Source organism: Hellea balneolensis DSM 19091 (assembly GCF_000428525.1).
Taxonomy (GTDB): Bacteria; Pseudomonadota; Alphaproteobacteria; order Caulobacterales; family Maricaulaceae; genus Hellea; species Hellea balneolensis.
Genome location: NZ_AUAC01000009.1, coordinates 12,245 through 26,358, shown reverse-complemented (window position 1 = coordinate 26,358; position 14,114 = coordinate 12,245). Strand labels below are relative to the sequence as shown.

Here is a 14,114-nt window from a genome sequence, read left to right as displayed (position 1 = left end):
GAGCGTCTGAAATTATACGAAAAGAAAAAGTACGATATGTTTGATAAACACACAGTAGAAATCGATTGGGCGGGACGTCCTCTCAAATTAGAAACAGGCGGCATGGCACGCCAAGCTGATGGGGCCGTCCTCGTCACTTATGGGGAAACTATTCTCCTTGCCACAGTTTGTGCGGCAAAATCTGAAAAGCCGGGACAGAGTTTCTTCCCGCTAACCGTAAATTATATGGAAAAGTTTTACGCCGCCGGCAAAGTGCCGGGCGGATACTTTAAACGTGAAGGCCGTCCAACAGAGCGCGAAACACTTATCGCGCGCCTGACTGACCGTCCTATACGTCCGCTCTTTCCGAAGGGCTTTAAAAACGAAGTACAGGTCGTCATCACCGTTCTGCAACATGATCTCGAAAACGAGCCTGATATCCTTGGTATGATCGGCGCCTCTGCCGCTCTGACAATTTCAGGCGTACCGTTCCAAGGCCCCATCGCGGCGGCCCGTATTGGTCTTATTGATGGTGACTATGTCTTGAACCCCACAATTGACGAAATGGCTGACTCAGAGCTCGACCTCGTTGTCTCCGGAACATCTGACGCGGTCATGATGGTTGAATCAGAAGCCAAAGAATTAACCGAAGAGCAAATGCTCGGCGCGGTTATGTATGCTCATGAATCTTGCCAAGACGTGATCAAAGCGATTGAGAAACTTGCAAAATCCGCCGCTAAACCGGCTTGGGAATTTACAGCGCCAGATCTCTCTGAAGAGAAGAAAGCCATGAAGAAAGTTGCCGAGAAAGGCATCAAAGCGGCTTATAAGCTGACAGATAAAATGGAGCGTCAAGACGCGCTTCGTGAAACTCGTAGCGCGGCATGGGACGCGCTTGGACGTAGTGATGAGAATGAAGACGGCATGAGAGAAAATGTTTTCTCTGACGTGTTCAAATCCATTGAATCCGCCACAGTCCGCACAACCGTTATTAAAACGAAAAAGCGTATTGATGGCCGTAAGCTAGATCAGGTTCGCCCGATCGTTTCCGAAGCCGGAATGCTTCCACGTACACATGGCTCAGCGCTCTTTACACGCGGCGAAACACAAGCGCTTTGCGTCGCAACGCTTGGGACGTCCGATGATGAGCAATTTGTTGATCAGCTTACAGGCACGATTAAAAACAAGTTCCTTTTGCATTATAACTTCCCGCCTTATTCAGTCGGTGAAGCCGGACGTATGGGCGGCACATCGCGCCGCGAACACGGTCATGGTAAGCTCGCCTGGCGCGCGCTTCAGGCGGTTCTCCCCACACCGGAAGATTTCCCTTACACCATCCGCCTGGTCTCTGAAATTATGGAATCTAACGGGTCGTCTTCTATGGCGACAGTTTGCGGTTGCTCTCTTGCGATGATGGATGCGGGCGTGCCGATTAAGCGCCCTGTCTCTGGTATCGCTATGGGTCTTATCAAAGAAGGCGACGACACAGCCGTTCTCTCTGATATCCTTGGCGACGAAGACCACCTTGGCGATATGGACTTTAAAGTGGCGGGTACTTCCGAAGGAATTACGTCACTGCAAATGGACATCAAAATCGCAGGGATTTCTGAGGAAATCATGACAACAGCTTTGGAACAAGCCAATGCCGGACGTCTACATATCTTGGGTGAAATGAACAAGGCCCTCGAAGTCTCCCGTGAAGAAGTTGGTGAATTTGCGCCGCGCATTGAAACGATGAAAATCCCGGTTGATAAAATCCGCGACGTCATCGGCACAGGCGGTAAGGTCATCCGCGAAATCGTTGATACAACAGGCGCCCGCGTCTCTGTCGAAGATGACGGCACCATCAAAATCGCGTCCACAGATAAAAAGTCTATCGAAGCGGCGAAAGAGTGGATTACAGGCCTGACGGCTGAGCCGGAAGTTGGCGTTATCTATAAAGGTAAAGTCGTGAAAGTTGTCGATTTCGGCGCATTCGTAAACTTCTTTGGTCCGAAAGATGGCCTTGTCCATGTCTCTCAAATCCTGCCGGAACGTGTCAACCACCCGTCAGACCATCTGAAAGAAGGCCAAGAAGTTTATGTCAAACTGATGGGCTTTGACGACCGCGGTAAAGTCCGCCTCGCCATGAAATATGTGGATCAAGAAACAGGTCTCGAAATCCCGCGTGAACCACGTGAAGATAATAAGGACGACAAAAAATCTGGCGGTGACAAACCAAAGCGCAAACGCCGCAACCGCAAAAAAGCTGAAGAAGAGTAGACGGCTCTCCTAAGGATAAATACGAAAAGCCGCTCTTTATGGGCGGCTTTTTATGGGTGCAACTCTACAATTTCTACCTCATCACAAGGCTTGTCCTTGTAACCCATCTCCCGTGCTCATAACGCGTAAAACGTTACGGTTAATCGTGATAATCCAAAACAAGTTCATCCCAATGTGGATTATCGCGCTCAATCACGTTTTTCTTCCACTGCCGCGGCCAGTCCTTCATCGTTTTTTCTTGAGCAATGGCCTCAGCGACAAGGTCATTCCGCTCAAACCAAACAAGACGGGTGGCATTATGCTGAGCTGTGAAACTCTTAGGATTAAAGTGAGATCTATGTTGCTGTAGCCGCCCATAAAGATCGGCCGTTACGCCCAGATACAACGTTCCGTTTTTGCGGTTGCAGAGTAAGTAAACATAACCGTAGCTCATAATCGTTACTTGCAGGAGATGGGTTGCAAGAACAAGTCTTGCAATGAGGTAAATAGTGGAGCCTAACCCCGCGCGGCTTTTACCTCTGCTCTCAGGCTTTCGAGCAATATCTCGGCATCGTCTGACTTCGCCGCTTCTTCCCGAGCGGTTATCTCCGCCTCCAGCCTCGGCTTTGTAATGTCTAAAAAAGGATGGGTCTTAGATGTTCTAAACTGCGTAGAAGAAATTGATCAGGCTGAGTTTACGTTAGATGATGTTTATAAATTCGAGAATTATTTAAGTGAGCTTCATCCAGAAAATAATCACGCGAAACCCAAAATTCGGCAACAGTTGCAGGTTTTGAGGGATTCGGGAATATTAGAGTTTTTAGGGCGCGGACATTACCGAGTGACTTGACTCCCCCTTCACCGTTCATCCCCGCGAAAGCGGGGACCCAGTTGAGAGCCTAGTTCATTTCTGGATCCCCGCCCTCGCGGGGATGATAGGAAGAGAGAATGTCAGGGAGAGTGGCGGCGAGGAGGTAGTTGTCGTTCCTTTAGCTCCCAGATTCTCGGAACTATCCCGCCTCCCTATGCGTTTGCTAATTCACCAACCATAAGGAAAATTATTTATGACGCCTCTCAAGACCGAGAACCTGGACTTAACTTTTAATAACAATGTTGCGCACATCACTGTCAAAGGCGCGATGGCGAAGGATTCGCTGGAGGCAGGCCTCGAGTGGATTGATCAGGTTGTAGAGGCGAATGATAATTTTTCTATCCGCGTGGATATGGCCAAAGATGACTTTGCCGATCTAAGCGAGATAAGCGGCGAGTTTAAACAGGTTGGGCGGATGCTGCGCCATGCCTCTCTGGAGGAAAATTTGGGCGCGGATAAATGTGCCGTTCTCACCGACTCTATGTTTTTGCGTAATTCGGCCAAGGTCGAAGGCGCAGTTATTCCGGGGCTAGAGCTGAACACATTCGGGCTGGACGCCGATGATGTGGCCGAGAAGTGGTTGCGCGATCAACCACTCACACAGGATAAGGCCCCACGCGAGACAGCTTCAAACGAAACGGCTGAGACCATTCATGCTTCCGCAGGTCCCGCTCCAACGGAGCTAACCCTCGTCAGTCCTTCGGAAATGAAAACGATAGAGGCCGCAAGCACGAAACGCGAAGCAAGTGAGAGCAAAAACCCTTGGGGTGATTTCCGCGCGATTTAATCGTAGTTAATTCCCTAATTTTAAAACAAAGAAAAACCGCCTCGAATGGGGCGGTTTTTTAATTTTTGGAGAGCCCCGCTCAAGGCGGGGATAAACAACGGATCAGCGCAAAGCGCTTTCCCTGTTGCTTATTTTTCCATAACAACGCGTGTTGCCGGATAAGGTGTTGTCATGCCGGCTTTACCAAGAGCCGTAAGAATTTGTTGCGGCACAGTGTAACGCACATCAAAGTAATGCTCACCATTTGTAAATGGACGTGCTAGGATTTCAGCAGAGCGCTCTGTGAGGGTCTCGACTTCCACGAAAGGCGCAGGATCTGAAACAATATGCGGATGAGCCGCAAGCGTTTTCAGGATGACCTGACGGGCCTTTTCAATATCATCATCATAAGCGATGTTGAATTTCATCTCGACACCACGGACAGGGTGATGGCTGTGATTGATGATTTTTTCGCCCCAGATTTTACCATTCGGGATGATGATCTTTTGATTATCGAATGTCTGCATATCTGTTGTGAACAATGTGATATCTTCGACATTACCAAAGTGACCGCCTGCATCAACGAAATCACCGATTTTGTAAGGGCGGAAGATCATAAGCATCACGCCAGCCGCAAGATTCGACATCGCGCCTTGAAGGGCAAGACCGACCGCAAGACCAGCGGCACCGAGTAGAGCAACGATGGATGTTGTTTCAACGCCAAATTGACCCAGAATTGCGATAAAGACGAAGGCCATAATGACCCAGCGCGCAATAGAACCGAGGAAGTTAAAGAGTGTTTCGTCAAGCTGTGGGCTCTTCTGTGCAAGCTTCATAATGCCGTTTTTGACTTTCTTGGCGATCCAAGAGCCAATGATAAATATCACAAGCGCGATAAGAACTTTTGTCCCCATAGCTATGCCTGTGCTCATATATTCATCCAGCCGTTCTGGATTTAAAAATTTAGTGACATCTTCCATTGGGAACTCCCCCGTAATTTAAACAATGTGGCATAATTAAGGCGCGGAAGATGAATGGATGTTGAATAAGCTTAATGCGGGGTAAACGCGGCTTTCATCTGACATTCACCTTGGATGGAGGGATATGAAAAAGCCGCCCATTGCGAGCTCCCATAAGGGGGCTTTCAAGGGCGGCCAGGAAGATAATTCAATGCGTGTAAAATTACCTTATAGCGGGCTCTAAGCAAGGTTATATGAACCGAAGTTGAATGGGTGTTAGAGTTTTATTAACCATGTTTTTTGCGCAGATTTCATACGAAAAAAGCCGCTCCAGAGAGCGGCTTTGACTGTTTTGACCTAGAAGTCGGGTGGTTTGTGGATCCCCGATCAAGTCGGGGATAAGTTCGCGAGGCCGCTTAACGGCCTAATGAGCGCGGCAAGCCGCGCATCATCGCTTACTTACATCATGCCTCCCATTCCACCCATTCCGCCCATGCCGCCCATATCAGGCATGGCTGGGGCGTCCGCTTTAGGCGCTTCGACGATAGCAGCTTCTGTTGTCAGGATAAGTGACGCGACAGAGGCAGCATCCATCAAGGCTGTACGGACAACCTTAACAGGGTCGATGATGCCTTTTTTGACCATATCGACATATTTGTCATTTTGCGCATCATAACCATAATTGGCTTTGTTTTCAGCCAAGACGTTACCAACAACAACAGCGCCTTCAACGCCGGCATTATCTGCGATTTGACGTAGTGGGTATTGAAGCGCCGCTTTGACGATTTCGATACCGGATTGCTCGTCATCATTTGCGCCTTTGACGTTGATAAAGCGTGATGCGCGAAGCAGGGCTGTGCCGCCGCCTGGGACGATGCCTTCTTCAACGGCTGCGCGCGTGGCGTTCAGCGCGTCATCTACACGGTCTTTACGTTCTTTCACTTCGATCTCAGTGCTGCCGCCGACTTTGATAACAGCCACGCCGCCTGCGAGTTTCGCAAGACGCTCTTGGAGCTTTTCTTTGTCATAGTCAGAAGATGTTGCTTCGGCCTGTGCGCGGATTTGCTCAACGCGGGCTTTGATGTCTTTCTTCTTACCTGCGCCATCAACAACAACTGTGTCGTCCTTTGTGATGTGAACATGCTTGGCACGGCCCAAATCTTTCAGTGAGACGTTTTCGAGCTTAATGCCGAGGTCTTCCGAAATCACTGTCCCGTTTGTGAGGATAGCGATGTCTTGGAGCATCGCTTTACGGCGATCACCAAACCCAGGCGCCTTAACAGCTGCGATTTTCAAACCGCCGCGAAGCTTGTTGACGACGAGTGTCGCAAGCGCTTCGCCTTCAATGTCTTCTGCAATGATTAAAAGCGGCTTGCCTGTTTGGACAACAGCTTCGAGGATTGGAAGCATCGCTTGAAGGGAGGAGAGCTTGCCTTCGTTAAGAAGGATATATGGATCGTCTAGCTCACAGCGCATTTTCTCTGCATCTGTGATGAAATATGGCGAGAGGTAACCACGGTCAAACTGCATGCCTTCAACAACGTCGAGCTCAGTTTCGGCTGTTTTGCCTTCTTCAACTGTGATGACGCCTTCATTGCCGACTTTGCCCATAGCGTCAGCAATCATCTTACCGATAGAGGCTTCGCCATTGGCAGAGATTGTACCGACCTGCGCGATTTCAGATGACTTGGTGATCTTTGTCGCTTTCTTGAGAAGATCTCCAGCGATTTCTGATGATGCCTTATCGATGCCGCGCTTAAGATCCATTGGGTTCATGCCAGCGGCAACGCGCTTGAGGCCTTCACGGACAATAGCTTGAGCCAGAACAGTCGCTGTTGTTGTACCGTCACCCGCTTTGTCATTTGTTTTTGACGCAACTTCGCGGAGCATCATAGCGCCGAGATTCTGATAACGATCTTCGAGTTCGATTTCTTTGGCGACAGAGACGCCGTCTTTAGTAGAGCGAGGCGCGCCGAAGCTGCGCTCGATAACAACGTTACGGCCTTTTGGACCGAGTGTTGTTTTAACTGCATTTGCGAGGATATCGACACCCTCAAGCATTTTGGCTCGTGCATCTGAGCCGAATTTGACGTCTTTAGCCGCCATAGTAAAATCTCCTAATTGGGATTAAATTTAAGTTTTAGTTTTCAGTGGTGAGTTCTGGCCGGTGCTCGAGCCGCGTTTTTTCTTCGAAAAAGACGCTTTTCGCTCCGCCCGGTTGTCCGAATTTTGGTCGTGTAAGGCTTTAGCCTATCACGCCCATAATATCGGACTCCTTCATGATCAGCAGATCCTTGCCATCAATTTTCACCTCTGTGCCGCCCCATTTGCCAAATAAGACACGGTCGCCTTTTTTGACGTCAAGCGCTGTGAATTTGCCGTCATCGCCGCGCGTGCCGGGGCCTACGGCAACAACTTTGCCTTCGGAGGGTTTTTCAGTTGCCGTATCCGGAATAATAATCCCGCCGGCTGTCTTAGTATCTTCTGCGACGCGCTGAACAACAACGCGGTCATGTAGAGGACGAAATTTCATAAATCTCTCTTACGTTTAAGGTTTATACACTTTAGCACTCACCAAAGGCGAGTGCTAACACGACGTCATGTAGGGGGCAGCGAGCAGACTCGCAAGGGGAGTCTGTAAAGAAAAATTTTATATCAAACCAACCTGTCTAAATTGTTAGGCTGTGGCCCCAATCATGCCTTATTTCACCGAAATTCTGTGGAACTTCACATCTGCGCTCCGCGTTAGTGAGGAGTTAGAATTTTGAAAGGACATGATATGTCGAAACGAATTTATACAGCGGGTCTCTCAACACTGACCCTTATTGCAGGCCTAGCTATCGCTGCACCTGCCAGTGCGCAATTGGGCGGATTGACAGGTTCTGTTGGCGGAACCATTGACGGCTCTGTGCGCAGCTCTACGGATATTTCCACGCGAACACGCGCAACCGTTAGAACGCCCAAGGCTAAAGTCCCGAAACCGCAGACACGCGTAAGAGTCCGCGCAGGCAGCCCAGCCACCGTAAGATATGGCACGACGCGCTCAGGCGGTTATCACTCGCATGGCGGATATCACTATCATACGCATACCCATGGATATGATCATTTTTACGACGATCATCACCATGGCCATAGCACCCATGTGCATATTCATGGTGAGGGTAAGACTAATAAAAAGGCAGAAGTGGTTTACACCAAAGCTGATTTGCTAACTTTTGGCACACCCATTCGCACTCAAAGCGGCGCGTCTATGGGCACAATCACGACGCTTCAACGCGCGGAGGATGGCGACATCATCGGAATCACAGCGGGCAGCACGTTAAATCTTATTCCGGTTAGCGAACTCACTGTAGACGGCAATATCCTCATTCACACACTTCCGCCAAGAGAAGCGTCAACAAAAACCAAAGGCGAAATCGCCTTTGAAGCTGAAGTCGAAATGGTAAGGTAGTTTTACTTCATCTTAATAAAATCAATTGCGCTCGGATTAGTTCGAGCGCGTAACTATTCTCTCAATGTCTTCGAACAAAATTTTGCTTCGCAAATTGCTATGGTGCCCTGGAGAAGACTCGAACTTCCACTTCTTTACAGAAACTAGCACCTGAAGCTAGCGCGTCTACCAATTCCGCCACCAGGGCACGTTATGCGGTGAGTGCGTGGATTTAGGTGAGTGTGATAGCGGCGTCAACACCAACTTATCAGCCGCTGGTGATGAGCATAGGGTAGCTTGCTTCTTCGCGGTAAAGATTGCCGCCTCTAGCTTTGCGGTGGCTAGAGAAAAGTATCATTTCATCCACTAAAAACGGGGCGCAATTAAAGCGTGAGAGCCTTTTTTCGAAAGCGATGACACGCTCTAATGGCGTAGTGGATTTGAGATAGGCGAGCGTCAAATGCGGATGATATTTGCGCTTATCCATTTTTACCCCCGCGCGCCGCGCAGCGTGTTTGCAATGCTCATGCAGCCTAAGTAAGGCGGGACTCTCTTTAACGCCGAGCCACAAGGCATGAGGCTCCATATGACCGAAATGTCCGGCGCCTTCAAGCTGAAGCTCAAAGCCGGGCAGGGGATGACGTGCGAGTTCAAAATCGAGCGCTTCGGCATGATCATCGTCAACTTCGCCGTAATAAGCCGTTGTGATATGGAGTTTTTCGGGAGGCGACCATCGCGCGCCGGAAACGCCGCGCTGCACATCAGTAATCTGCTGTGTAAGTCTGGATGGAAGCTGCAAGGCTGTAAAAAGGATCATGTAAAAAAAGAGCTGTAAAGGTTTGGCGTTTTAGGCGCTGATCTCTTCTGATCCTCTTTAACGTATCTGGAGAATTATGCAATCCTCACCTGCCAACAGGACAACGGTAAGTTTTGTGAAGGCGGTGGGCTTCTTTTTCCATTTCATCCGTCCATGTGATGTGATGAGCGTCAATATTCTCTTTGAGCTGTGCCATTGAGGTCGCGCCAATAATATTTGAGGTCAAGAATTCGCGGCTCTCGACAAATTTCAGGGCAAATTGTGTTGGCGTCAGGCCGAGTGCTATTGCTGTTCTGTTGCAATCCCGCCAAGCGTCTTCTGCGGTCCAATAGCCGCCCATAAAATCACTGAAAAGACTCCCGCGCGAGCCCTTAGGTTTTTCGCCGTCGTCATATTTCCCAGTTAGAACACCCATGCCAAGCGGCGAATAGGCAAGAAGGCCAATCTGCTCGCGCATGGCGACTTCGGCGAGGCCATAATCGAAACGGCGGGCGATTAAATTATAAACGCATTGGTTTGATACCATGCGGGGCCAATTATTTTTCTCGGCAAGTTGAATAAATTTCATTGCGCCCCAAGGCGTCTCATTGGAAATGCCAAGATGACGGATGTTGCCCTTTTCAATATGACGGTTAAGCGCACCAAGAATGTCCTCTAAAGGTGTCATGTCACTTTCGTCGTAATCCTGATAGCTGTGAAAGCCAAAGCCCGGCATATCGCGGTCTGGCCAATGGAGCTGATAAAGGTCGATATAATCAGTTTGCAATCGGCGCAGGGATTTCTCCACCGCCTCGTCAATTTGCGCTGGGGTGTGACGGGTTTGATCTTCCTTATCACGCGCCCAATGGATAGCGGCGCGGCCCGTCACTTTGCTCGCGAGAATATATTTATCTCGGTTCTTACGAGAGGCAATCCAAGTGCCGATATAGCTTTCAGTGCGGCCCTGAGTTTTGGGGTTCGCGGGGACGGGATACATCTCCGCCGTATCTATGAAGTTGATGCCGCGCTCTATGGCATAGTCGAGCTGTTCATGGGCCTGTTTTTCCGTGTTTTGTTCACCCCAAGTCATTGTGCCCAGGCATATAGAGGTGACCTTAATGTCCGTGCGGCCGAGCTGTCTGAATTCCATAGTCTAATCCTATTGAAACCATAAGAATCTTTTAATGAACTTATGGCGAGTAAGTCTTGGTATTTGCGTGAAAATGCACTATATAGAGAGTAACGACCTCGCAAGAGGACATTTAGTAATGGAGCGTTTTAATGAACGAACAGTATAATCAGTCTGTAGGCGCAGGCGCCGAAACAGATATCGGCCTTAAGAGCTTCATGCTCGGCACTTACCGCTACATGGCCATGGCGATGGGCGTGACCGCAACTGTGGCTTTCCTCGTGGGACAGGCTATTTTGGCGAATCCAGCCCTTATCGGCTTTATATATAACCCGATCGTTGCGATCGCCTCTATCGGTATCATCATGTTTGGCTTTGGCGCCGTTGGTAAGAAGTTACCGTCAATGAGCCTTGGGGGCGTATTGACATTCCTCTTTGGCTTTGCAGCCTTTATGGGTGTGTTAATGTCGGCCTATGCCTCGCTTTATAACCCGATGATTGTCGCGAAAATCTTCTTTATGACGGTTGCGATGTTTGCGGGTTTATCGCTCTTTGGTTACACGACGGGCTTTAATCTTAGCTCTATCATCAAATATGCGGCAGCGGCCTTTATGGGATATATCCTAATCGCAGTTGTTGGTATGTTTATCCCGGCGCTTAGCGTCACAGCAGGCGGCACATTTGGTATCGTTATCAATGTTATCGCCTTGGCAGCCATTGCGGTGATTACGGCTTGGGAAACACAGATGCTTAAGCGTATTTATTACGGCTCTGTCGGAAACCCGGCTATGATGAAAAAGCTTTCAGCCTTTGGCGCAGCGTCGCTTTTATTGGCTTTCATTAATATGTTCCAGATTTTGATGAGCCTCTTTGGCCGCGAATAGTCTGAACGAATATCACGATTAAGAACCCCGCTTGTGAGAACGAGCGGGGTTTTTTGATGGGCGGAGCGGTGTGTGCGCTATTTAATCTTAAAGCGCTGCTTATCAAAGACGCGCAAAACGGTCTTCAAGTCATGACCACGTTTTAAGATCAAACCGCCCGGCGCAATGACGCTATATTCACCCTGCTTACCGCGCAGTGCCGGGGTCTTTTCAATGCGGTAAAGCGGATGCTCCGAGGCTTTGCGGTAAACGGCAAAAACGGCGCGATCTTTTAAGAAAGACATGCCATAATCTTTCCACTCTCCATTGGACACCATCTGTCCATAGACGTTTAAAATTAAAGATAATTCTTGCCTTTGAAACGCGACTTGCGACGGTGGCCGCTGAGGTCGCGCAGAGGATGAATTGGGCCAATTGACAATATTAGACGTCATTTCAACACCTTAGCTGTATTAGTCGTTTGCGCAAGCAAGAGATATCTTAACAGGCGTTAAGACACCTCTACGCTTTGTAATACGCTGCCTTATTTTTGCCTTATTTGCGTCTTGTTTCGGACACGGGGCTAAAGCATTTAGAGAGTGTTGATTGACGGGACACAGGACACGGTTTTCTTACAGCCCCCCAGCCCCCGGGTTTTGAACAGCGTCAATCAACACGACATATCCCACGTTCCCTTGTGGTTGTTTACGAATAACCACAAGAAGGCTTTGTTGCTATCAGCCCAGCAACAAAGCCTTTTTGGTTATAGAATACCGTAACAAACCGATTTGAAGACGGCTTCCGTTGTTGTTCTAGATTTCAGCTTTTTTCGCGCGGCGCTAAGGCGCATTTCTATAGTCCGCGGCGTGAGGCCCAATTCCTGAGCAACGTCCTGTGCGGTTTTGCCGTCCGCCATACGCTGCAAAGCTTGCTGTTCTTTTTCATTCACGCCGAGATGCCGCATGATGTGCCCATTATGCATGACCAGAAGGTGAAAATAAAAAGCGATTTGAGCGTAACGCTTTGGCGGATAAGCGAGACTGGCTTCAGGAGTTTCTTCTAAAACTGTAAAGCCGCCATAACCTCGAGAATTATCAGGCAGGAACTTATAAACAGTCATCGTTTGAATGCCTAACTCTGCCATAGCCTTGAAGAATTTGGTTTTATATTTGGCTTGCGGTCCTTTTCTGATTGTCTCAAGTTTAACTGTTCGTCTGTCTTTAAGTCTGGAAATAATTTCAATAACCGGATCAGCATTCTGTCCGCCGCTAGGAACATAAAGGGATGTGACGGAATGAGGCAATGTCGTCACGGTTATCACATCGCCTCTCATAAACCCGTTTTCACGCACAAAATACTCATAAGTTATATTATTGCCCATAAATTCCGGGATATGATTTTTTAGAATAAAAAGTGCCCCGCGTAGGGAGCGAGCATTCTTTATGGCGTCTTCTATCTTGGGAAAATTGTCAGGTCTCATGCTTTATCAATACTTCGGAATACCGAAGTTGACAATAGTGGGCCGCTGTTCAAATCTAAGATCGAGGATAGGTAAGATGGAGGAGCGTGTCTCCATTTACCCATTACACCTAGCCCCCGCCCGCGTCTTTCTAATGTGGGGTAGAAAGATGCGGGCACCTTATAAAGCTTCGCTTGACGCGGGCCGCTGGGTTTAATCATATATCTTGATTTTAAAGACACTTGCTCTGTTTTGCGCAGCCCCATAGGACAAGGCATGTCTGATCTTTTTCAAACCGCTGGGCTTTCATCCTCAGCGCCGCGCCCATTGGCTGATCGTCTGCGCCCTCAAGTCATATCCGATGTCGAAGGGCAAGATCACCTTATCGGTCAAGATGGCCCAATTGGACGCATGTTGGAAAGTGGGCGCATCGCATCAATGATATTATGGGGGCCGCCTGGGGTTGGTAAAACAACCATAGCGAGGCTAATAGCTGATCATGCGGATTTAGAATTCGTTCAAATTTCGGCTGTTTTTTCCGGCGTTGCAGATTTACGCAAAGCTTTTGAGGCTGCGAAAGCCCGCCGTGAAACGGGCCGCGGCACACTTTTATTCGTAGACGAGATTCACCGCTTTAACCGAGCTCAACAAGATGGATTTCTGCCTTATGTCGAAGAAGGTATTGTTACGCTCATAGGCGCAACGACAGAGAACCCCAGCTTTGAACTTAACGGCGCGCTGCTCTCCCGCGCACAGGTCTTTGTCTTAAAACGCTTGGATGAAGTCGCCTTGTCTGGCTTGCTTAGGCGCGCTGAAGAAGAAATGGGGCGATCCTTGCCGCTAACGCCTGAAGGGCGAGAGGCCTTAATGGGCTTTTCAGATGGTGATGGCCGCTATTGTCTGACATTAGCCGAAGAAATATTTGCAGTGAACCCCAAGCAGCCTTTGGATGGTAAGGGCGTTGCCAAACTGCTTCAGAAACGTGCGCCGGCTTATGACAAGTCCCGTGATGAGCATTATAATATCATTTCGGCACTGCATAAATCCATGCGGGGCTCTGATCCGGATGCGGCGCTTTACTGGCTCGCCCGCATGTTGACGGGCGGAGAAGACCCGCTTTATATCGCGCGGCGCGTCGTGCGTTTTGCTTCTGAGGATATAGGCTTGGCGGACCCGACCGCGCTTATGATCGCGAACGAAGCGGAGAAGACATATCGGTTTTTAGGTTCGCCTGAAGGCGAGCTTGCTATCGCACATGCCGTTGTGCACATGGCCACTGCGCCAAAATCAAATGCGGTGTATGCTGGCTTTAAGGCGGCCATGAAAGCGGCCAAAGAGACAGGATCTTATTCCCCGCCAAAGCACATATTAAATGCCCCGACTAAGTTGATGAAAGAGATCGGCTATGGTGAGGGTTATGCTTATGACCATAACACCAATACCGGTTTTTCAGGACAGAATTATTTCCCGGAAGAGATGGACCGCCAAAAGTTTTACGATCCAAAAGGAAGAGGGCGCGAGGCGGTTATTAAAGAACGGCTTGAGCGTTGGGAGGCCCTACGAAAGGGGGCTGGGACCTAAAACTCGCCTTCTGCGTGAAGCGGTTTACATTTTATGCATG

Annotated in this window: 14 protein-coding genes and 1 tRNA gene; 6 read left to right on the top strand and 9 right to left on the bottom strand. The window is 49.1% G+C overall.

The features are described 5' to 3' along the window. The first annotated feature begins 36 nt into the window (after window positions 1-36). Window positions 37-2,241 carry a polyribonucleotide nucleotidyltransferase gene (pnp, locus tag F569_RS0113655; protein WP_026942657.1) on the top strand — a complete coding sequence of 735 codons (2,205 nt, stop codon included), beginning with the start codon at window positions 37-39 and terminating at the stop codon, window positions 2,239-2,241. Window positions 2,242-2,380: 139 nt separating this feature from the next. On the opposite strand, the gene F569_RS0113650 is transcribed toward pnp, so the two are convergent. Then, window positions 2,381-2,674 carry a GIY-YIG nuclease family protein gene (locus F569_RS0113650; protein WP_026942656.1) on the bottom strand — a complete coding sequence of 98 codons (294 nt, stop codon included), beginning with the start codon at window positions 2,672-2,674 and terminating at the stop codon, window positions 2,381-2,383. 177 nt (window positions 2,675-2,851) lie between these two features. Between F569_RS0113650 and F569_RS19430 the strand changes: the two genes are divergently transcribed. Together F569_RS19430 and F569_RS18205 are read left to right on the top strand one after the other, a co-directional pair. Continuing rightward, a complete protein-coding gene (locus tag F569_RS19430) occupies window positions 2,852-3,070 on the top strand; it encodes a hypothetical protein (protein WP_084169035.1) in 219 nt (72 codons plus the stop codon). Window positions 3,071-3,284: 214 nt separating this feature from the next. Then, on the top strand, window positions 3,285-3,878 hold the full coding sequence (locus F569_RS18205; RefSeq protein WP_034389033.1) for a SpoIIAA family protein: 594 nt from the start codon (window positions 3,285-3,287) through the stop codon (window positions 3,876-3,878). 128 nt (window positions 3,879-4,006) lie between these two features. Here the strand turns inward: F569_RS18205 and F569_RS0113640 are convergent, their stop codons facing one another. From F569_RS0113640 to F569_RS0113630, 3 genes are all read right to left on the bottom strand, one after another. Beyond that, the gene (locus F569_RS0113640) at window positions 4,007-4,837 is read right to left on the bottom strand and encodes a mechanosensitive ion channel family protein (RefSeq protein ID WP_026942655.1); all 831 of its coding nucleotides are present in this window, start codon (window positions 4,835-4,837) and stop codon (window positions 4,007-4,009) included. 438 nt (window positions 4,838-5,275) lie between these two features. After that, window positions 5,276-6,922 (bottom strand): chaperonin GroEL, encoded by a 1,647-nt coding sequence (groL, locus tag F569_RS0113635; RefSeq protein WP_026942654.1) that lies wholly within the window; start codon window positions 6,920-6,922, stop codon window positions 5,276-5,278. A gap of 139 nt (window positions 6,923-7,061) precedes the next feature. Continuing rightward, window positions 7,062-7,349 (bottom strand): co-chaperone GroES, encoded by a 288-nt coding sequence (locus F569_RS0113630; protein WP_026942653.1) that lies wholly within the window; start codon window positions 7,347-7,349, stop codon window positions 7,062-7,064. 246 nt (window positions 7,350-7,595) lie between these two features. Here F569_RS0113630 and F569_RS0113625 point away from each other — a divergent pair, with 246 nt between their 5' ends. Then, entirely contained in the window at window positions 7,596-8,267 is a 672-nt protein-coding gene (locus F569_RS0113625; protein ID WP_026942652.1) for a hypothetical protein, read from the top strand. A gap of 100 nt (window positions 8,268-8,367) precedes the next feature. Here the strand turns inward: F569_RS0113625 and F569_RS0113620 are convergent. The 3 genes from F569_RS0113620 to F569_RS0113610 all read right to left on the bottom strand — a co-directional run bounded on the left by F569_RS0113620 (window position 8,368) and on the right by F569_RS0113610 (window position 10,192). Beyond that, window positions 8,368-8,454, bottom strand: a tRNA-Leu gene (locus F569_RS0113620). A gap of 60 nt (window positions 8,455-8,514) precedes the next feature. Further along, window positions 8,515-9,063: an RNA 2',3'-cyclic phosphodiesterase gene (gene thpR, locus F569_RS0113615; RefSeq protein WP_026942651.1), complete on the bottom strand. Its 549-nt coding sequence runs from the start codon at window positions 9,061-9,063 to the stop codon at window positions 8,515-8,517. An 85-nt stretch (window positions 9,064-9,148) separates the two neighbouring features. Then, the gene (locus F569_RS0113610) at window positions 9,149-10,192 is read right to left on the bottom strand and encodes an aldo/keto reductase (protein ID WP_026942650.1); all 1,044 of its coding nucleotides are present in this window, start codon (window positions 10,190-10,192) and stop codon (window positions 9,149-9,151) included. Between the two features lie 131 nt (window positions 10,193-10,323). Here F569_RS0113610 and F569_RS0113605 point away from each other — a divergent pair, with 131 nt between their 5' ends. Then, window positions 10,324-11,055, top strand: a complete 732-nt coding sequence (locus F569_RS0113605) for a Bax inhibitor-1/YccA family protein (protein ID WP_026942649.1) — start codon at window positions 10,324-10,326, stop codon at window positions 11,053-11,055. A gap of 77 nt (window positions 11,056-11,132) precedes the next feature. Here F569_RS0113605 and F569_RS0113600 read toward each other — a convergent pair whose 3' ends face one another. Beyond that, window positions 11,133-11,489 carry a DUF2794 domain-containing protein gene (locus F569_RS0113600; RefSeq protein WP_026942648.1) on the bottom strand — a complete coding sequence of 119 codons (357 nt, stop codon included), beginning with the start codon at window positions 11,487-11,489 and terminating at the stop codon, window positions 11,133-11,135. A 308-nt stretch (window positions 11,490-11,797) separates the two neighbouring features. Further along, entirely contained in the window at window positions 11,798-12,514 is a 717-nt protein-coding gene (locus F569_RS0113595; protein WP_026942647.1) for a helix-turn-helix transcriptional regulator, read from the bottom strand. A gap of 255 nt (window positions 12,515-12,769) precedes the next feature. Here F569_RS0113595 and F569_RS0113585 point away from each other — a divergent pair, with 255 nt between their 5' ends. After that, the gene (locus tag F569_RS0113585; RefSeq protein ID WP_026942645.1) at window positions 12,770-14,074 is read left to right on the top strand and encodes a replication-associated recombination protein A; all 1,305 of its coding nucleotides are present in this window, start codon (window positions 12,770-12,772) and stop codon (window positions 14,072-14,074) included. Window positions 14,075-14,114: the final 40 nt, after the last annotated feature.